We start from the raw sequence: 18628 nt of genomic DNA, 5'->3' as shown, positions 1-18628 counted from the left end.
TATAAAAAAAACCGTTTATTAATATTTATTTTATATATTAAAGTTGTTTTTTTTGATAATATTATATAATTTAGGCCGATTCGAATTTTTACTCGAATCTATGTTATTCCATAATTTTAAGCATGAAGATAAGTCAAAAACAATCTGTTTTTCACAACGAAGTACTAACACGCTTTGATTTATACAAAAGCCTGTTCTTAACCTTGCCTTTTCAACGGGTGAAACATACAGGGACGATACTTCCTTTCTTTTCCACACATTGCGAAAAGGGAGTAGATGAGCATTTAGCTCCAGAAGATATTATCGAAAGTTTTTTTGGACAGTATGAGCAATATGTCCAAGAAGAAGATCGTATTGATTTTCTTTTTCGTATTGTTCAATATATTGAACGTCAAGTTGTTTTGTTTGATGCTGTAGAAGATTCTGCATTTCACGCTGTAGGGCGGAATGATGAGTCAGGGATTTTGCAAGGACTTTTTCAGCGTACACAAGAGGATCCTGAGTTGAAGAAACAGATCGTGAATAAGTTGAGGGACTTTTCTGTCAGGCTGGTGTTAACGGCTCACCCAACTCAATTCTACCCTGGCCCCGTTTTAGCTATTATTACCGATTTAATTGAGGCGTTGAAGCAAAATGATGTGCCGAATATACAGTCCTTGTTGCAACAACTCGGGAAAACGCCATTTATTAATAAAGAGAAACCTACTCCTGTTGATGAAGCAGCTAGTTTAGCTTGGTTTCTGGAGAATGTATTTTATAAAGTAGCATCTGAAATACAGTCAAAGATTGATAGTGAGTTGGAAGTCCCTATTGAAGATGTCAAGCAACTGATCGAATTGGGATTTTGGCCTGGAGGGGATAGAGACGGTAACCCTAATGTAACTGCGGAAAGCACACGTAAAGTTGCAAATATGTTAAGGACAATTTTATTCCGTTGTTATTATCGAGATTTTCGCATCGTAAAACGGCGCATTACTTTCCGAGGAGTTGAAGAGTACTTAGACATACTACAGGATATATTTTATGAAAACAGCTTTAATCCTGTAGAACATCCGACGGACGATACCGCTATAATTTTAGAGAATCTAAATGCGGTGAAAGATGTGTTAAACAGTAGACATAATGGATTGTTTGTCGAGTTAGTCGAAGATTTAATACGTAAGGTTATAACATTTGGTTGTTATTTTACAACATTAGATATTCGTCAAGATAGTGGGATTCTACGTAAAACATTCAATTATCTGTTAGAAAATAATCCCGAGACAGGCATTAAATTAGAGGATATTGTAGACTCTGAACAAAACAAAGAAAAAAATATTACCTTTTCAGAATTGCATTTAGGTGTTGATGCTCAAGTAGATCCTTTAATACAGGATACTTTGCAAGTAATCGATTTACTGAAAGATATACAGCGAAGTGGAAGCGAACGTGCCGCACAACGTTTTATTATCAGTAATTGCCAACAGGCTTCTGACATTTTGGGACTAATGCAGCTATTTCTGTGGACAGGATGGAAAAAAGACAATTTAACTATTGATTTCGTTCCATTGTTTGAAACGGTGGATGACTTGTCTCGTGCTGCAGATGTGATGCGTAGCTTGTATTCGAATGATGGCTATGCGAGACATATTAAACAACGTGGTAATAAACAGACCATTATGTTAGGTTTCTCGGATAGCACAAAAGATGGTGGCTATCTCATGGCTAATTGGTCTATATATAAAGCTAAAATTGAGCTTACAGCAATTGCTAGGGAGTTTGATGTGGATCTCGTATTTTTTGATGGACGAGGTGGGCCTCCGGCACGAGGAGGAGGTAAAACCCAACGTTTTTATGCTTCCATGGGAAAAGAAATCGCAAATGAGCATATACAGTTAACCATTCAGGGGCAGACAATCAGTAGTCAATATGGATCGCTGGAGACCGCGCAACACAATATTGAATTATTGTTACAGGCGGGTATTATTTCTGAATTGCAGCAAAAAGATGGTGATACGTTAACTACAAAACAAAAAGAGGTTATCGACCAAATGGCGCATGAGAGCCATGCAAAATTTATGTCCTTACGGAAACACCCGCTTTTCTTGAAGTATTTGGAAACATTGAGTCCGTTAAAACAACTTTCTGAAGTTAACATAAGTAGCCGACCTGTTAAACGAAACTCAGGAAAGGAATTACGTTTAGAAGATTTGCGTGCCATTAGCTTTGTAACTTCCTGGAGTCAGCTGAAACAAAATATCCCTGGATTTTTTGGTGTGGGTACCGCTTTACAATGGGCTGAAGAGAATAATTTGTGGTCTTATGTTAAGAATTTATACCAGAGCTCTGGAATGTTTAAAACCATCATTGATAATTGTATGATGTCTATGACAAAGTCAAACTTTCACGTTACGGCTTATATGCAATATGATAAAACATTTGGTGATTTCTGGATGATGCTGAAAACAGAGTATGAATTAACCAAAAAGTATATCCTAAAATTAAGTAATTCATCGGTTCTTATGGAAGATTATCCTATAGAGCGTGCTTCTATTTTAGCTAGGGAAAAAATCATATTGCCTTTACTGACGATTCAGCATTATGCTATCCGTACAATTCGGGATAAGGAGTTATCTGAGGAGAAGGAGGCTGTTTACAGAAAATTGATTGCACGGACCATATATGGAGTGGTAAATGCGGGTCGTAATTTGGCGTAAATTGTTTATTTTAAATAGGAAAGTCGATTATTTTTTTATTTTTGTAGCATAAATACAAAAGAGATGAAATTAAACACTTTATTTGTTGCGGGCGTGTGTGCTAGCGCTTTATTGGTGTCTTGTAACCCTAATAAGACCGCGAGTGAAAATCAATTAAAGTATACCCATACAAGCTTGGCGGATGGAGATGCATTTAACTTCTTTCAGCTTGTTGGAGCAAAGGCTGTTTATGAATTAGATTATGCCTCTTATGTGGAGGAGCATTCAGCTTCTGCTCAGGAAAAACAATTGGCAGCGAAGGTTAAAGAGGTCTATGCATCTATTGTTCCTACTTTAGATAGCTTGGCGACTTTGAGTCATGTAGATTTTCCTATAAAAGGAGGGAAAGTGTTTGTGGCGCCTACTGAAGAACATAACGTTGCTCACAGTCATGTACAAGAACATTCTTCAGATTCAACGGCACATGCTGCCACTCATGTTCATAGCGATGATCATGCTAATCACGGAGGCTATGTGCATCATGTACAACATGAATCTGCAATAATCAAAGATCAGTTAGAGCGATTGAGCAGAAATACAAATACCGATTTACGTGCATTTGCTTCTGAAAATTTGGAAAAAGTAGCTGAACTGTTTAAATTAGCAGGTGGCAAAGAAGACGCTCACGGTCACCATTAATCGAGAGACGATATAACGATAAAAAAAGGAATGTATATAATACATTCCTTTTTTTATTGGTTAAATTATTGTACAACTTAACATTATATTAATATTCGATTTGTTATTATTGTAAGATTTAATTTAATACATTTTAAACCCCATTTTCTGTGAGATACGGCGCTATAGATATCGGATCCAATGCAGTTAGATTATTAATTGCGGAAATCAATCAAGAGGGAAATCCTGTTCAGTTTACTAAGGAAGCTCTTATTCGCGTACCTTTACGTCTAGGCGATGACGCTTTTATACATCAACATATTTCTACATCAAAGTTTGAGAATATGGTTAAAACGATGCAAGCATTCCGCAATCTGATGGATGTTTACCGTGTAAGTGAATATCGGGCATGTGCTACTTCTGCTATGCGGGATGCAGACAACGGTGCCGATATAGTAAAAGCATGTAGTAAGGTGGGGATTGATATTGAGATTATCGACGGAGCAAAAGAAGCTGCAATAATTTACAGTAGTAATCTGCAAGATAGTATGGATAAGAATAAAGTTTATCTATATATTGATGTGGGCGGAGGGAGTACAGAGATTTCTCTATTTGCAAATGCTCAGTTAGTCGCTTCTAAATCCTTTAATTTAGGTACGATTAGAATCTTGGATAATCAAGATAATCCGGAAACTTGGGATGAAATGAAGCGCTGGGTTAGAGAAAATACAAAGATCTATAAAAATATCTATGGTATAGGTACCGGTGGAAATATCAATAAACTTTCTCGCATCGCAAATGAGAAAATGGACAAACCGATGTCTTATGCAAAACTTAAAGCTATTTATCAATATTTAAGCTCCTATTCGTTGAAAGATCGGATTCATGTATTAGGATTAAAGCAAGATCGTGCGGACGTTATCATACCTGCGGCAGAGATCTTTCTCACTATTATGAAAGTTGGACATCTCAAAAATATTGTCGCTCCACGCGTCGGATTAGTGGATGGAATTATTCAGAGTTTGATTGACAGTAACTTACAGAAATAGGGATAGAAATTGATAAAAATATTTCTAAATCTGATAAAAAGCATTATTTTTGCTCTCGCTGAGCCCAGGTGGCGAAATTGGTAGACGCACCATCTTGAGGGGGTGGCGCCTTATGGGCGTGGCAGTTCGAATCTGCTCCTGGGCACAAAAAAGAAAAGACTATCTCTTTACAGATAGTCTTTTCTTTTAGATTCCATTTGACTTTACGGTGATTTCTGCGATGTCAAGAATTTGAATGCTATCCTCTTTTTCTTTCAATTTAATACCATCTCTTAACATTGTCATACAGAAAGGACACGCTGATGCAACGAGAGACGCTTTGGAATGAATAATTTCTTCAGTTCGGGCTATATTGATATCTTTATTTCCTTGCTCAGGTTCTTTAAACATTTGTGCCCCGCCAGCTCCACAACATAATCCATTGCTCTTACAGCGTTTCAGTTCCACAAGATCCGCATCTAGTTGCTCTAAAATTTCTCTAGGCGCCTCGTACACCTCATTAGCACGTCCCAAATAGCAAGGGTCATGATAGGTAATACGTTTACCTTTAAATTCGTGATTATCTAATGGTTTTAACTTGCCTTCATCAATTAGCGACTGAATTAATTGCGTGTGATGAATAACCTCGTAGTATCCCCCTAAACTAGGATATTCATTTCTCAAAGTATTAAAGCAATGCGGGCAGGCTGTTACTATCTTTTTGATTTCATAACTATCCAAAACCTGAATAGTGGTCATAGCTTGCATTTGAAAAAGAAACTCGTTGCCGGCTCTTTTCGCAGGATCTCCTGTACAAGTTTCTTCTACTCCTAGTATGGCGTATTTTATCCCAGCATACCGTAGTATTTTGCAAATACTTTTTGTGATTCGCTGAGCGCGTTCATCAAAACTTCCCGCACAACCAACCCAAAATAATAAGTCAGGTATGTTTCCTTCAGCGAGCATTTCTGCTACAGTTGGGATTTGATGGTTTGTTTCCATTTCTTATTATTATTTCTGAATTAAACGTTTCTCCAATTTGCGCGATCTGCTTGAGCATATTTCCAAGGGGCACCGTTGTTTTCTAAATTGTTGAACATAGCATTTATACTAGCAGGCGCTTGGGAGTTTTCCATAACAGCATATTGCCGAAGCCCCATAATTATTTCTAATGGATTGATATTGATAGGACACTGCTCTACACAGGCATTACAGGTTGTGCAGGCCCAAATCTCTTCTTCACTAACGTAAGACTCGAAAAGCGATTTATTATCATCGATCATTGTCCCTTGTTTATCTAGGATACGTCCTACTTCCTCTAATCGGTCTCTAGTATCCATCATAATTTTTCGTGGTGAAAGACGTTTTCCCGTAATGTTTGCGGGACAGGCTGCAGTGCAGCGACCACATTCTGTACAGGAATAGGCATCCAATAGGTTTTTCCAGGTTAAATCTGTGACATCTTTTACCCCAAATCGAGAGATTGATTCGCTTGGAGCGGGAGAAGATGGGTTTAACATATAGCGCACTTCGGCTGTCACCGTTGCCATATTCTGAAATTTTCCCTTGGGCTCCAGATTACTGAAGTATGCATTTGGAAACGCGAGTACAATATGTAGATGTTTCGAAAAAGGTAAATAATTCAGAAAAAGTAAGACACCAACGATGTGGAACCACCAACAGAATCGTTCTATGTATGTAAGAATACTGATATCATTAGGAAGTATAGTACTTACATATTGACTGATGGGGAACGAACCCGCTTTAAGGTATGGATCGTGTCCCAATTGCTGAAGGTTGAAATCTGCTCCGTTCATTAATAGGAAAGCACTCATGAGTAGAATTTCTGTAATTAATATGATATTCGCGTCTGTTTTTGGCCATTTCACTAATTCCTTCCCATTTAATCGGTATATCTGGAGAACATTCCTTCTTATTAAGAATAGAATACAGCCTATCAAAACAAAAAAAGCCAAGAATTCAAATGTGTATATGAGTGCGTTGTAAATAGGGCCTATAAATGAAAATATTCGGTGCGTACCGAAGATGCCGTCAATAACAATTTCCAACATCTCCAAATTTATGATGCAGAAACCCAAGTAAACAAATAAATGTAGGACTGCTGGAATTGGTTTTTTAAACATTTTTTTCTGTCCGAAAGCGATTAGAAGCATCTGTTTAATACGTTCTGATTTGCTTCCCCCTCTATTTTCTTTTTTTCCCAATTGTATGTTTCGGAAAATGCGCCTCGCATTCCTTAAAAAGAATAAGAGAGACAAAACGAACAGCGTTAAAAAGATAAATTGACCTATCATAACTATGTTTGCTGGTTTTTAACAAATATAAATATACAAACTAATACTATGCTGGCATAATATTAATTTGGAAAGATTTAAAATAGCTAATGTATTAAAGGTTGTAAATAAAAAAGCCCGTGTAGAAGGGGACACGGGCTTTGCTTATATTAATTTTTATGTCTTACCAAGGGTTTGGCGAGAATTTCCATGTATCATAGAAAGGAGATGTTCCGCTTCGGCCGGTTGCAACATATGCAACGTCGCCATGTACGAAGGTGACCGCTTGATGTCTCGACGATCCTGCAAAGTTTTGGTGGTCTTCCCAATAGTCGCCAGATTCTACATAACGCCAGGTTGTAGAAGTTGGGGAGCCACTGTAGCTTGATAAGCCACCGGCGATAAATGCTGTTCCGTTGAGAACAAATGCAGAGGGACTTAATCGTGTAAGATCATACGTATAGTCGTCATCATCACGATCTGCTAAAGGCTCTTTTTCGATCCAACTGGTTCCATCAAAAGCGTAGAATGTTTTTACATTCTGGTTGTTACTTGTGCCACCACCTAAATAAGCTAAGCCATTTAAAATAAAAGTAAATGCAAAAGAACGTTTATTTGGAGTACTCGCAACCTTTGTCCATGTACCACCACTTTGACTTGGTGTAAAAGTATAAATGTCATTATAATCTTGTCCGTCAAAGTCTCTTCCGGTTCCCACGTATGCTACTCCGTTCAATGTAAATGCAATTGAACCGTAACGAGCAGCTCCTTCAAAGTCAGCTATTTGAGTCCAAGAATTTGTGCTTGGATCATATTCATAGAAATCCTTGAACATAGTGGTTGAATTTGTTCCTAGACCAACATAGCCTTTCCCATCAAGTACAAATGATACTGCATTATTCCTTGCTGCTCCAGGAAAATCTGCCATTTGATCCCAACTTTGAAGAGAAGGGTTAAAACGCCATGTATCTACAAATCGAGTCGAATTTGTACCATATCCAGTCGTAAGATAGGTGTAGTCGCCAATTGTAAAACCGACTGCGCCACTACGTGGCAATCCTTCGAAGTCTGCACCTCGAGTCCATTCATCTGGATCATCATCGTCATCAGATGAGCAAGAACAAAAAAATAGCCCTATCGTTGCTAAGAGCATTAATTTAATTAACCATTTCATTTTCATTGTGTTTTGATATATAGTACGTTTAATTTAATAGCGGGTTTATCGTCTTCTTGTGCTATGCGCAGCATATTTACACTAGACATGAGTTTGGATGTTGGTAATGAGATTAATAAAGTTTCTTCTTCATTATAGCTTGTTGTTTTTATTAGTTCACGTATGTAGTCGGTAATGTCAAAAACATATTTTCCTCGACCTATCCCGCCCCAGCTACTCGCCATTCGATAGGTAGCTATGATTGAACTCCCTGAGCTATTTTGCAACACGGATGTCGGAGTTCCATATTTGTTTGCAACCATAATAATCAGAGAATCCGGTGGAGGAGTATATCCGAGTTCAGGTTGATCGGTTTCTATAATAAGTTGAGCTTTGTTGATAGACGTTTCTCCTAATCCTAATGTTTGACGTAATTCGGGAAAGCGTATACGAGTAGTTATCCCTGTTGCTCCTTGAATAAATGTTCGTTGATTTGTATTACTAGGATCTATCTCTTGATTACTATATGATAAATCTGCGAGGGTACTGGAAGTTCTGTCCGCATCGACTTTATTGTATTGATAACTACTGCTACCAATGTTTATGGTGAGTGAATCAGAAATCTGACGCCCATCACTTTGACGCTCGTAGCTGTAGTGTAAATTAAATGCGACAGAGTCTTTTAAGCCAATGACAGCTTGGGCATCGTCTCCAGGCACAAGTGCGAGTCCCTTAAAAAATTCAAGATATTCGTCTTCTATCGTCAATTTGGAATCTTTGTTACGGATCATTTGAAAGAGTTCATTTCCTAGATCTTGGCTTAACTTTATCCGAATAGTATCGCTAATTGATTTTGGTCTGGGCAGAAAACTTTTGGATCCGAGTGCAGTACTTTGATAAGCAAATGTTTGATCAGCATATAGTGTTTCGGAGGATACAAATACCGGATATTCATCATCTTCCAAAGCAATGGATAATTCTCTTGGATCTATGTCTTCTGTCAAGCGGTGCACATTCAATGTCATGTTTTTTGTTGTATCGCCATAATAGTATCCATTATAAAAAAGACTAATTGTAAGCGAATCAAATTGAACATCGTTTGTAAACTCTTTAGATACATCAGGTTGTTCTAGTCTGAAATACGAAGATATTTTTGCTTGTCCCACGTAGCTGTCCTCGTAAGCGCCGACCAAAAGTAATCCTCTTCCTCCAGTTGGTAAAGGATCAAGAAGAAAGGTACTTGTTTTTACAGCGAAGGTATCTGAGCTATTTACACCAAGGCTACTGGAGTCGAGGTCTAAGCTAACTGATTCAATATCTGCGCATTGATAGAAAAGGGGCATAAGTAGTAATGCTCCTAATATCTTAAGCAAATGTTTCCGTATTGTTAAATTCGTCATGTCTAATAAGCGATTCAAAATGTGCTAGCAAAACTGTCAATATGATATGTTAATGAACATTACATTTTGTTAAACTAGGTTAAGCACAATTAGAAGTAAGAAATTGATGTTTAATTTCGTTTTGTCGAAATGAAAGATAAATTAAAATTAATATTACTACTTGTGGTTCTGGCGGCTGTCGGAATTCTAATTGTATTGGGAACTTGGCTGTATGGTAGTTATCATCAACGAATGGGGTTGTTCACTGCTATTGCAGAACAATCACTTTTTGAAGCAGTTCAGGAAGTAGGACAGGAGAGAGAAGTAAATGCACCAGACAGTGTTAAAGGAAAAGTGCATACGCCATGGAAGCAGAGTTTATTAGACGCTTGGAAAGAAGATATCCCTGAAATTTCAGCAGATCGACTGGAAAAAATCTTAGACTCTGTTTTGCTAAATGATAGGCAAACTCATGCTAATCGCATGGACTCTTTTAAACAACAACATGATTCTAGTCGGGGTGAACGCCCCCGTCGGGAAAGAATGCCAGGTGATGATCGTTTTCCTATGCGTCCGAAATTACTTTCTCCGCTTTCTTATATGCGTGCAGTAGACTGGAACGATACGACAATAAATCGTGTAAAGAAGAGATTTGAAAATCATATGAAACAAAGTGGTTTAGAAGCAAGTTTTACTTTCGAGGTTAAAACCTTTCCTTCTTTTTCCAAAGACATACCTATAGAGATGTTCAATCCTCCATCTGGGAAGAATACTATTGCCATTCGTCCTTTTTTAATTGATCCAGAACAAGGACGTTTTATTTCTATCGAGTTTTATCGTCCCTGGCAGTTCTTATGGTATGCTTTGAGTTGGCAATTGGTTGTTTCTGTATTGATATTGGCTACCGTATTAGGTACTTTCTTTTATCTTTTTATTACCATTCTTAGGCAGAATAAGCTTGATGTATTGAGGAAAGCCTTTGTCAACAGTTTAACACACGAATTACGAACTCCTGTTTCCACAGTATACGTTGCTCTAGAAGCTCTTCGGAATTATGTTGATCCAAACGATGAACAGTTGAAAGAACAGTATCATGTAATGGTGATGGAAGAACTAGATCATTTATCCGCGATGATCGATCGGGTATTGGAAATTGCAGAAGATGAGAATGCAGAAGAAAAGCTAATAAATAAGGAAAGTACAAATGTTTCTACGATTGTGAGAAAGTCTGTTGAGCATATTCAAGTAGCAAAAGCGCGAGAGGGGGTATGCATTAGCTTAAAAGAACCGGAGTATTCCTTATTTGTTCATGGAGACCCTTACCATTTGAAAAATGTCATCAATAACTTATTAGATAATGCGATAAAGTATGGTGCTGACCAGATAGAAGTAATCTTAGAGGACAAAACAAAACATGCGATACAGATTAGTGTTATTGATAATGGCACTGGCATTCCTGTGGCCTATCACCAACAAGTATTTGAGCCCTTCTTTAGGGTTCCTCGTGGCGATTTATATACAGTGAAAGGATTCGGACTAGGTTTACCCTATGTAAAGCGGATTGTACAACAACATGGCGGTAAAGTGAAATTGAGGAGTGAATATGGAGAAGGATGCACATTTATTATTACAATTCCAAAATAAATAACAATGATAGATATTCTATTGGTAGAAGACGAAGAAAAACTAGGCCGAATTGTAGCGGATAGTTTAAGAGCGAAAAGTTTCAGGGTTAGGCATTGCATTGATGGTATGCAAGCTTGGAAATCATTTCAGCTATCTAAACCGGATATTGTCATATTAGATATTATGATGCCAAAGATGGATGGCTTTGCTTTAGCTGAACATATTCGAGAATATGACAAAGCGGTTCCTATATTGTTTCTGACAGCAAGATCTTCTGTTACAGATGTGCTTAAGGGTTATGATTTAGGAGGAAACGATTACCTAAGAAAGCCTTTTCATATTGAAGAACTTATTGCTCGTGTAATTTCCTTAGTGAAAATGTGTAATAAATATAATCCAACGGATCATATTGTTATTGGGAAGTACGTACTAAATCCCGCGAAACAAATTCTTTCGTTTGGTGAGCAACATATCCCACTTTCTTTTAGAGAGAGTGAATTGTTAAGAAGGCTTGTCGAAAGGAGGAACACGGTCATTCCTAGAAAAGAAATTTTGTTTGAATTTTGGGATGGTGAACAAATGTCTGCAGGAAGAAGTTTAGATGTTTTCGTTTCAAGATTAAGGAAATATCTGAAAGAAGACCCTGATATCAGTATTGTGAATGTGCGTCACGTTGGTTATCAAATGAGAATTCAATAGGTCGTTCGAAATATATTTTTCGTACGATTTGAATTACTATTGGCTACATACTTGTTGGTTTCAAAAAGGATGAAAATCGAATCAATCCTTTTTGAAACCTCTTGTCTATATTTTATAGCTTACTCTCTTTCTTAATCTTCCGTTTTAATATAACGGGTTTAGAAGCCTGCTTGACGGCATATTGGCCTTCTAGATACTTAATAACTTCACAAGCTATATCCTTTCCGGTAGCAGTCTCAATACCTTCAAGTCCAGGAGAAGAATTCACCTCAAGTATTAGCGGTCCACGAGATGAAGGGAGCATATCTACCCCCGCGACAGTTAAACCCATTGCTTTTGCAGCTGATATAGCTGTTTCTTTCTCTGCTCTTGTTAATTTGACTATTTCAGCAGTCCCTCCACGATGTAGGTTAGAGCGAAATTCGCCCTCTTTCGCAGTACGTTTCATTGCACCTACAACTTTTCCATCAACGACAAAAGCGCGAATATCTGTTCCTTTGGCTTCCTTTATATATTCTTGGATTAAAATATTATTACCGAGGCCGTAGAACGCTTCAATCACAGAAGAAGCTGCTTTTTTTGTTTCTGCAAGTACCACACCAATACCTTGTGTCCCCTCTAATAGTTTGATAACCAGTGGTGCACCGCCTACCATATTAATAAGATCGTCTACGTCGGAGACAGAACGTGCAAATCCTGTAATAGGTAATCCTAGCCCTGCTCCTGATAGGATTTGCATACAACGCAGTTTATCCCTTGATCGTGTAATCGCTTGACTTGGATTGGCAGAAACAACATCCATGACCTCAAATTGACGAACAATGGCAGAACCATAGAATGTTAAAGAAGAACCAATACGTGGGATAATTGCGTCTATGTGTGATAAGTCTTGTCCTTTATAATGTATCGTAGGTTTTCCTTGTTGTATTCCTACGTAGCATTTGCTGTGGTCGATTACTTGACAATGATGTCCGCGAATTTCAGCAGCTTCAACTAGACGCTTGGTGGAATAGAGATTTCTATTCGTTGATAATACGGCAATATTCACTGAAAGATGTTTTTATTTGATGAACAAATGGATCGAAAATTAGTTTTATAATGAGTTTTTCGCTAGATGCTTTTTTGCTACATCCACCAGAAACTTTCCACTGATAAAATTTCTGCCCAATAACATGGGGTAGGACATAGAAGAACGATCTCTCACAGAAAGTTTAATGTCAAATAATGTGTCGAATAATTTTATTTTCGTTAAAAATATGTAACGTGTCTCCGCTTGACCAAAAGAACTCTTTACAACTCTTTCCCTATGTATTGGAAAAGTCAGGTGAAGAACCTCAGGATTAATATCTTCTGGATGTCCTGTAATGTAGCATCGGATATACCTATGCCCATCTTTTTCAAAAATTTCAAAATTTTCACAATGTAATACGGAAGTTTCTGCTCCGGTATCAATCTTTGCATACATATTGTATAGCCCTAATTCTGGAAGATCTACAATCTCGATCCTACCGATGGTACGTTTTTCCTTAATTAGGGCCATAACTTACTCATATATAAATTCGCCTTGCGGGGAATGTATAGTTACCTTTTTATTTTTAGCATGTTCAACGCGCCCTACAATCTGCGCAGGAATTCCAAAGGATTCGGAAATTGCAATAATATCAGCTGCAATTTCTTCTGGCACATAAAGCTCCATGCGATGCCCCATATTAAAGACCTTGTACATCTCTTTCCAATCGGTATTAGACTGCTTTTGGATGAGCTCAAACAATGTAGGGATAGGGAATAAATTGTCTTTAATAACATGAACGTCATCTACAAAATGAAGCACTTTTGTTTGAGCACCTCCGGAACAATGAACCATACCATCAATCTGGCTACGATATTTATCAAGAATAGCTTTTATAACAGGTGCATACGTCCGTGTTGGAGATAATACAAGTTTTCCAGCGGATATTTTTTCACCACTTTCCACTGTTACTTCTTCTGTAAGGCGGCAGTTCCCTGAAAAAACTAGCTCATAAGGGACAGCTGGGTCGTAGCTTTCGGGGTATTTTTCGGCAACATACTTATGAAATACATCATGTCTCGCAGATGTTAGACCATTAGATCCCATTCCTCCATTGTATTCTTTTTCGTAAGATGCTTTTCCATAAGAGGCAAGTCCAACGATAACGTTCCCCGCTTTTATTTTATGGTTTGAGATGACATCTTCACGCTTCATTCTACACGTAACAGTACTATCCACAATGATTGTACGAACAAGATCTCCCACATCAGCCGTTTCTCCACCGGTTGAATATATACCTATTCCTAAATCTCGGAGTTCCTGCAGTATCTCCTCTGTTGCATTGATGATTTCTGCGATAACCTCTCCCGGAATCAAATTTTTGTTTCTTCCTATGGTGGAAGACAATAGAATGTTGTCAATTGCTCCAACACAGAGCAGATCATCGATATTCATGATGATTGCATCTTGAGCTATTCCTCTCCAAACGGATATGTCACCAGTTTCTTTCCAGTAAACGTAAGCGAGAGAAGATTTTGTGCCAGCACCGTCTGCGTGCATAATATTACACCAAGATTCATCGCCTGCTAATATATCCGGAATAATTTTGCAGAAGGCTTTTGGAAATAAGCCTTTGTCGATATTTTTTATAGCATTATGGACATCCTCTTTTCCAGCGGATACGCCTCTTTGGTTGTATTTTAAATCTGACATCTTGTATGCAAAAATAGCAAACACAATGATATTCTTATAACTGAAAAATAAAAAGTAGCTAATATAGAACTGTTAAAATTATTTTCCATTTTTCGATTAATCGATTTTGATCAAAAGTTGCGTTGGCTGGACTGGTACTAGGAAGGCTAATATAAGTCAGATGTGGTAATCTTATAAAATATTTGTCATACAATTTTTCGGCCGTTTGTCCATTGAAGCAAACGGCATTTATATGATCTTCTTTTAGAAGTAACTGGTTAATCTGATTGGGTATTTCTTCAACAATAGCTGTGTCCATACTGCCTATTCGATGGGCTTTTGCGCAGACATCCCAGACTGCAATCTTGCGTCGTTGCAATAGGTCGATTTTGTTTTTATAATCTGTTGGTATCGGCTCTTCGAATAGTGCTGCTAGCGTGTTCCAGAATCTGTTTCGCGGATGGGCATAATATTGATTTTCTATAATGGAACGGTCGCCTGGCAGCGAACCTAATATTAATATTTTACTGTTTAGAGGAATTACAGGAGCAAAAGAATTTTTATACATAGTTCTAAAGATAGAAGTTTTGCATTAAGGTTTTGCTTTGTTGAGAAATGTTACTTTCAAAATCCTAATTAATTGTTTTACGCTGAAGTTTTTGCATAGTTGGTTTAAATTTGCATTAGGTTTGTATACTTCTGCCAACCGATGAGATTGGTAAAGGTGAGAATTAAGTTTTTATAAAATACAAAATGGATATCATTCGTTTGGCTTCGGCTATGTTATTGGATAAAGAAAAGCGGCTATTGGTCGTGAAGAAAAAAAAGTCGATCTATCATATCATGCCTGGAGGAAAAATAGAACAAGGCGAGCGACCTGAGGAAGCTTTGATCAGAGAATTAGGCGAAGAATTAGCACTTACCATACCTATTTCAGACCTTACTTTTCTGGGAACTCACGAGACTTGCGCAGTAAATGAAAAGGAAACATATGTACAAGGACATGTTTTTCAAGTTTTATTTGAAGGAGATCCCACTACTTTAGCTCCTCAAGCGGAGATAGAATCTCTTCTATGGCTTACTAAAGATAATTACACAGAATATATATTGGCAAATCTGTTGCGCGAATTCACAATACCTCATTGGTTAGCACTTTGATTTGATCTTTGCAGAGCGTTTGAGGCCCTAGACGACTTTATCACCTTTTATGTAATTAGATGACAAAATTGAATGAGTTTGATATTTAGCTTATTATCCAATCCGTATTTGAATACCTATTTAGCTCTTCTTTAACGCTTTTTGATGAGGAGTGGTTTTATCTGTCTGTCGATATAGTCTCCTATTTTCTTTGCACAAAGCGGTTATAAAAAGATAGATGAGACGGATCCTCGAAAGATGGAAAACTCCGCTCATATGGATTCTATATATCGTTAATAAATCTGTCTATTATGTATGGTTTTACAAAATAATTAGTTGTGCTATGTGGCTCTGCAAGCTTCGTCATGTGCTAATTAAATTATGTGTGTTTAGATATATTGAAGGATCGTATAATAAAAAAGGACTCATTGAACAATGAGATAAGAAATGCCTGAGGAGCAAGAAAATGAAATAGAAAAAACAGCGTAAAAAGTGTCAGAATTACTATTGCAATTCCGATAATAATCATTCTTTATATAGCTTGAAATAAGATACAAGCATAGCTATTGCAATAAAAATTTAAGGAAGTTTGAAAAAAAATAAGTATTTCCAAAGAAAAATAATAAATTTAGATGTACCTGTGGTATCGTTGACTATTGTGTTATTTTTTAATCAAATATTAGGTAAAATTATGAATTTCGACAAACTTTCCATTAAGGATTTTGAGGACATGCCAGGCATGAAAATTTCTGAAAGATCCAAATTTTTCAAAGACTATTTACGTTATATCAATGTTGATAATAATCAGCAATACCGAATTATTGGAGAAAGTGGCTGCAATTCTGAGATGTTTCTGCAAGGTGAACAATCAGAGGCTTTTATAAGTTTTGTGTCTAATGACTATTTAGGATTTACCCAACATCCTGCAGTAAAAGCTAGTGCTATTGCGGGTATTGAGAAATATGGGACCGGTGCGGGAGCCTCACCGTTAATTGGTGGTTTTTTTGACTATCATCGTCTTCTGGAAAGAAAGATTGCCGCATTTTTTGGAAGGGAAGAAAACAGTTCTGTTATTTTCACCACGGGATATACTGCAAATAGTTCCTCATTGCAATGTCTGTTACAAAAAGATGATTTAGCTATCGTTGATATGGCTGTTCATGCCAGTGTTCATGAAGGTTGTATATTGACGAACAAAAAAACATTCATGCATAATGACATCGAGAGTTTGGAAAGAATTCTACAAAATACAAACGGTATGTATCGGACTCGGATGATTATTGTGGACGGTGTATATTCACAGGATGGCGATATAGCTCCTTTAAGTCAGATTATTAGTTTAGCCAAAGCGCATGATGCCTATATAATGGTTGATGATGCACATGGGGTTGGGGTTTTGGGCAAAACAGGCCGCGGTGCACTAGAGGTAACGGGGTTAATTAAAGATGTGGATTTCATTACAGGAACTTTTAGTAAAACCTTTGGCGGCATTGGGGGATATGTTGTTTGTGATGAAAACAACGCCTCATTTCTTAAATTTCATTCGCGACAGCAAATTTTTTCAGCAACTGCGGGCGCTACGACATTGGGGTTGATCAAAGCAATAGAATTGATCGACGAGGAACCTATATGGCAGTATCGTTTAAATCAAAATATGCTCTATTTTAAAGAGAAACTTCGAGATATAGGACTAGAGATCGGTAATACTGAGTCGGCAATCGTTCCATTGAAATTTGGCGATCCGACCGTGACACTCGAAATTAATAGTGCATTATTTGAGCAACAAATTTATGCAAATCCGATAACTTACCCAGCTGTCTCAAAAAAAGACGCCCGCATACGCATGAGTCTTTCTGCACTGCATACGAAAGAACAGTTGGATAAAACGCTTAATATTATCGAACATGTTACCAAAAAATATCCTAGCGTATTGAACCGTAAAATTGTTCACTAATCTTATAGAGAAAGAATAAACGAAATATCAACAAAAAACACCGAAATTTGGATTAATACCTATCGATTTTCGGTGTTTTTTCTGCTTAGATAGTTTATGCTTCATCGCGAAGCGCTTTTATTTCATTATGCGCTTGTAGTTGTTGATCCGCTTGGCTTTTTACTATCGATAATATCTGTGGGTCTATTTCATCGATATTTTCCCATACTTTATCGTATACATTCTTAAAGATATCTTCTCCCTTTTCGCAGGATTCTAAGATGCTTTTTCTGTCATGACCCGTGATGTTAATTTTTATATCCATCCACATTCGGTATAGTTTGCCCATTGTTCTGGTTCCCTCCGTGGGTGTTCCTCCTTCTCTAGTAATTAAGGGAGCAAGAGCAGATTTAAATTGCCGAGATTGTTGTCGAAATCTTTCAAAAAGCGAAATTATATCAGCATCCTTACTTGCATCAATTAAATCTATTGCCTTTGCGTAACCTTCAATTCTATCGTTATTAACTTCTATTAAATCATTAAGTAATTCGGTGTTCTTTTCTATTGTTGTGTCCATAGCCATCTTTTTATGAGAAGCACAATCATGGATGTCATTTGTTGTATTGATTTACATAAAAGGTACTAATTGATGAATTAAATGGATAAATACTTAAAAACAAAAAGTAGAAATTTCCTATTCTAACACTTTCTTTTGTTGAGCCGATAGTAGGTTGTTTTGAGAAAAGAATTGCTTTATGTTATTTTTTAACAAGGGAGAGTTTAATGTGTCAAATTTTTTAATGACAATCTCGATGTCTTGTTTCTTGTTGTCGTTATAACCTAATATAGCCGGTGCATTCTGCTGTATAGTAAGTCGTAAAAAATGGATTTCAGCGTCTTGATTTCCAGTTTTTATGGCTTCTTCAAGCATGTTCTTTCCTTTCTTGAAAGCGTTTAATTTCTCTAGAGGAGAAGTTAGATGTCCCGCCCATACAGCATACAGTGCACCAATATAGGCTTGTTCCAACGGTTTGGTTGGCTTTATGTCTTTTATACGTTTAATTTCTTGCTCACAGGTGTTGGCATTTTCCACAGCAAGGGGATATGCTTTCCGAAAATCATCTATATTAAGCGATACCAATATGGTATTCATTGCTAATAGGCCTACTAAAACGAGTGACTGCATCATATCATGAATTGTATCTTAATTTAACGTATGGTTTCACCAAAAGTTTTTAGGAAAATACGAATATTTAGTTGTAGACATATTTAGTTCTAATGCTATATTGGTAATGTTTTGTGGGCAAGAGGGTTGAATATTTATG

At 37.2% G+C, this 18628-nt stretch carries 17 protein-coding genes and 1 tRNA gene; 8 read left to right on the top strand and 10 right to left on the bottom strand.

What is annotated here, in order from left to right; all coding sequences use genetic code 11:
- Window positions 1–122 precede the first annotated feature (122 nt).
- The 4 genes from ACSZOX_RS02880 (at window position 123) to ACSZOX_RS02865 (ending at window position 4547) form a co-directional block, all read left to right on the top strand.
- Window positions 123–2696 (top strand): phosphoenolpyruvate carboxylase, encoded by a 2574-nt coding sequence (locus tag ACSZOX_RS02880; protein WP_437918246.1) that lies wholly within the window; start codon window positions 123–125, stop codon window positions 2694–2696.
- Window positions 2697–2759: 63 nt separating this feature from the next.
- Entirely contained in the window at window positions 2760–3374 is a 615-nt protein-coding gene (locus ACSZOX_RS02875; protein ID WP_437918245.1) for a hypothetical protein, read from the top strand.
- Window positions 3375–3523: 149 nt separating this feature from the next.
- Window positions 3524–4402: a Ppx/GppA phosphatase family protein gene (locus ACSZOX_RS02870; RefSeq protein ID WP_437918244.1), complete on the top strand. Its 879-nt coding sequence runs from the start codon at window positions 3524–3526 to the stop codon at window positions 4400–4402.
- Between the two features lie 62 nt (window positions 4403–4464).
- A tRNA-Leu gene (locus ACSZOX_RS02865) sits at window positions 4465–4547 on the top strand.
- Window positions 4548–4588: 41 nt separating this feature from the next.
- On the opposite strand, the gene ACSZOX_RS02860 is transcribed toward ACSZOX_RS02865, so the two are convergent.
- From ACSZOX_RS02860 to ACSZOX_RS02845, 4 genes are all read right to left on the bottom strand, one after another.
- Window positions 4589–5383 carry a (Fe-S)-binding protein gene (locus ACSZOX_RS02860; RefSeq protein ID WP_437918243.1) on the bottom strand — a complete coding sequence of 265 codons (795 nt, stop codon included), beginning with the start codon at window positions 5381–5383 and terminating at the stop codon, window positions 4589–4591.
- 20 nt (window positions 5384–5403) lie between these two features.
- A complete protein-coding gene (locus tag ACSZOX_RS02855; RefSeq protein ID WP_437918242.1) occupies window positions 5404–6696 on the bottom strand; it encodes a 4Fe-4S dicluster domain-containing protein in 1293 nt (430 codons plus the stop codon).
- Window positions 6697–6859: 163 nt separating this feature from the next.
- Entirely contained in the window at window positions 6860–7849 is a 990-nt protein-coding gene (locus ACSZOX_RS02850) for a Kelch repeat-containing protein (protein ID WP_437918241.1), read from the bottom strand.
- A gap of 2 nt (window positions 7850–7851) precedes the next feature.
- Window positions 7852–9228 (bottom strand): DUF4270 family protein, encoded by a 1377-nt coding sequence (locus ACSZOX_RS02845; RefSeq protein ID WP_437918240.1) that lies wholly within the window; start codon window positions 9226–9228, stop codon window positions 7852–7854.
- Between the two features lie 129 nt (window positions 9229–9357).
- Between ACSZOX_RS02845 and ACSZOX_RS02840 the strand changes: the two genes are divergently transcribed.
- Window positions 9358–10851: a sensor histidine kinase gene (locus tag ACSZOX_RS02840; RefSeq protein WP_437918239.1), complete on the top strand. Its 1494-nt coding sequence runs from the start codon at window positions 9358–9360 to the stop codon at window positions 10849–10851.
- Window positions 10852–10857: 6 nt separating this feature from the next.
- Entirely contained in the window at window positions 10858–11532 is a 675-nt protein-coding gene (locus ACSZOX_RS02835; protein WP_437918238.1) for a response regulator transcription factor, read from the top strand.
- Window positions 11533–11644: 112 nt separating this feature from the next.
- Here the strand turns inward: ACSZOX_RS02835 and rimK are convergent, their stop codons facing one another.
- From rimK to ACSZOX_RS02815, 4 genes are read right to left on the bottom strand one after another with little or no spacing between them, the layout of a single operon-like run.
- Window positions 11645–12580 carry a 30S ribosomal protein S6--L-glutamate ligase gene (gene rimK, locus ACSZOX_RS02830; protein ID WP_437918237.1) on the bottom strand — a complete coding sequence of 312 codons (936 nt, stop codon included), beginning with the start codon at window positions 12578–12580 and terminating at the stop codon, window positions 11645–11647.
- A 45-nt stretch (window positions 12581–12625) separates the two neighbouring features.
- Window positions 12626–13072 carry an ATP-dependent zinc protease family protein gene (locus tag ACSZOX_RS02825; protein ID WP_437918236.1) on the bottom strand — a complete coding sequence of 149 codons (447 nt, stop codon included), beginning with the start codon at window positions 13070–13072 and terminating at the stop codon, window positions 12626–12628.
- A gap of 3 nt (window positions 13073–13075) precedes the next feature.
- Window positions 13076–14254, bottom strand: coding sequence for an AIR synthase related protein (locus ACSZOX_RS02820; RefSeq protein WP_437918235.1), 1179 nt, complete (start codon window positions 14252–14254; stop codon window positions 13076–13078).
- A gap of 58 nt (window positions 14255–14312) precedes the next feature.
- Window positions 14313–14801, bottom strand: a complete 489-nt coding sequence (locus ACSZOX_RS02815; protein ID WP_437918234.1) for a DNA-deoxyinosine glycosylase — start codon at window positions 14799–14801, stop codon at window positions 14313–14315.
- 185 nt (window positions 14802–14986) lie between these two features.
- Between ACSZOX_RS02815 and ACSZOX_RS02810 the strand changes: the two genes are divergently transcribed.
- Window positions 14987–15391, top strand: a complete 405-nt coding sequence (locus ACSZOX_RS02810) for an NUDIX hydrolase (RefSeq protein ID WP_437918233.1) — start codon at window positions 14987–14989, stop codon at window positions 15389–15391.
- A gap of 670 nt (window positions 15392–16061) precedes the next feature.
- Window positions 16062–17324, top strand: a complete 1263-nt coding sequence (locus ACSZOX_RS02805) for an aminotransferase class I/II-fold pyridoxal phosphate-dependent enzyme (RefSeq protein WP_437918232.1) — start codon at window positions 16062–16064, stop codon at window positions 17322–17324.
- A gap of 94 nt (window positions 17325–17418) precedes the next feature.
- On the opposite strand, the gene ACSZOX_RS02800 is transcribed toward ACSZOX_RS02805, so the two are convergent.
- Window positions 17419–17886 carry a ferritin-like domain-containing protein gene (locus ACSZOX_RS02800; protein WP_437918231.1) on the bottom strand — a complete coding sequence of 156 codons (468 nt, stop codon included), beginning with the start codon at window positions 17884–17886 and terminating at the stop codon, window positions 17419–17421.
- 111 nt (window positions 17887–17997) lie between these two features.
- Window positions 17998–18492: a hypothetical protein gene (locus tag ACSZOX_RS02795; RefSeq protein WP_437918230.1), complete on the bottom strand. Its 495-nt coding sequence runs from the start codon at window positions 18490–18492 to the stop codon at window positions 17998–18000.
- Window positions 18493–18628 lie beyond the last annotated feature (136 nt).

It is taken from the genome of Sphingobacterium sp. LRF_L2, from assembly GCF_965644235.1.
Lineage (GTDB): Bacteria > Bacteroidota > Bacteroidia > Sphingobacteriales > Sphingobacteriaceae > Sphingobacterium.
Note: the sequence above shows the minus strand (reverse complement) of the source record. Positions and strands in the feature narration are given on the sequence as shown.

Coding starts and splice junctions, on each gene's coding strand:
- ACSZOX_RS02880 (WP_437918246.1), top strand. CDS start 123: ATGAAGATAAGTCAAAAACAATCTGTTTTTCACAACGAAGTACTAACA.
- ACSZOX_RS02875 (WP_437918245.1), top strand. CDS start 2,760: ATGAAATTAAACACTTTATTTGTTGCGGGCGTGTGTGCTAGCGCTTTA.
- ACSZOX_RS02860 (WP_437918243.1), bottom strand. CDS start 5,383: ATGGAAACAAACCATCAAATCCCAACTGTAGCAGAAATGCTCGCTGAA.
- ACSZOX_RS02855 (WP_437918242.1), bottom strand. CDS start 6,696: ATGATAGGTCAATTTATCTTTTTAACGCTGTTCGTTTTGTCTCTCTTA.
- ACSZOX_RS02850 (WP_437918241.1), bottom strand. CDS start 7,849: ATGAAATGGTTAATTAAATTAATGCTCTTAGCAACGATAGGGCTATTT.
- ACSZOX_RS02845 (WP_437918240.1), bottom strand. CDS start 9,228: ATGACGAATTTAACAATACGGAAACATTTGCTTAAGATATTAGGAGCA.
- ACSZOX_RS02840 (WP_437918239.1), top strand. CDS start 9,358: ATGAAAGATAAATTAAAATTAATATTACTACTTGTGGTTCTGGCGGCT.
- ACSZOX_RS02835 (WP_437918238.1), top strand. CDS start 10,858: ATGATAGATATTCTATTGGTAGAAGACGAAGAAAAACTAGGCCGAATT.
- ACSZOX_RS02825 (WP_437918236.1), bottom strand. CDS start 13,072: ATGGCCCTAATTAAGGAAAAACGTACCATCGGTAGGATCGAGATTGTA.
- ACSZOX_RS02820 (WP_437918235.1), bottom strand. CDS start 14,254: ATGTCAGATTTAAAATACAACCAAAGAGGCGTATCCGCTGGAAAAGAG.
- ACSZOX_RS02815 (WP_437918234.1), bottom strand. CDS start 14,801: ATGTATAAAAATTCTTTTGCTCCTGTAATTCCTCTAAACAGTAAAATA.
- ACSZOX_RS02810 (WP_437918233.1), top strand. CDS start 14,987: ATGGATATCATTCGTTTGGCTTCGGCTATGTTATTGGATAAAGAAAAG.
- ACSZOX_RS02805 (WP_437918232.1), top strand. CDS start 16,062: ATGAATTTCGACAAACTTTCCATTAAGGATTTTGAGGACATGCCAGGC.
- ACSZOX_RS02800 (WP_437918231.1), bottom strand. CDS start 17,886: ATGGCTATGGACACAACAATAGAAAAGAACACCGAATTACTTAATGAT.
- ACSZOX_RS02795 (WP_437918230.1), bottom strand. CDS start 18,492: ATGATGCAGTCACTCGTTTTAGTAGGCCTATTAGCAATGAATACCATA.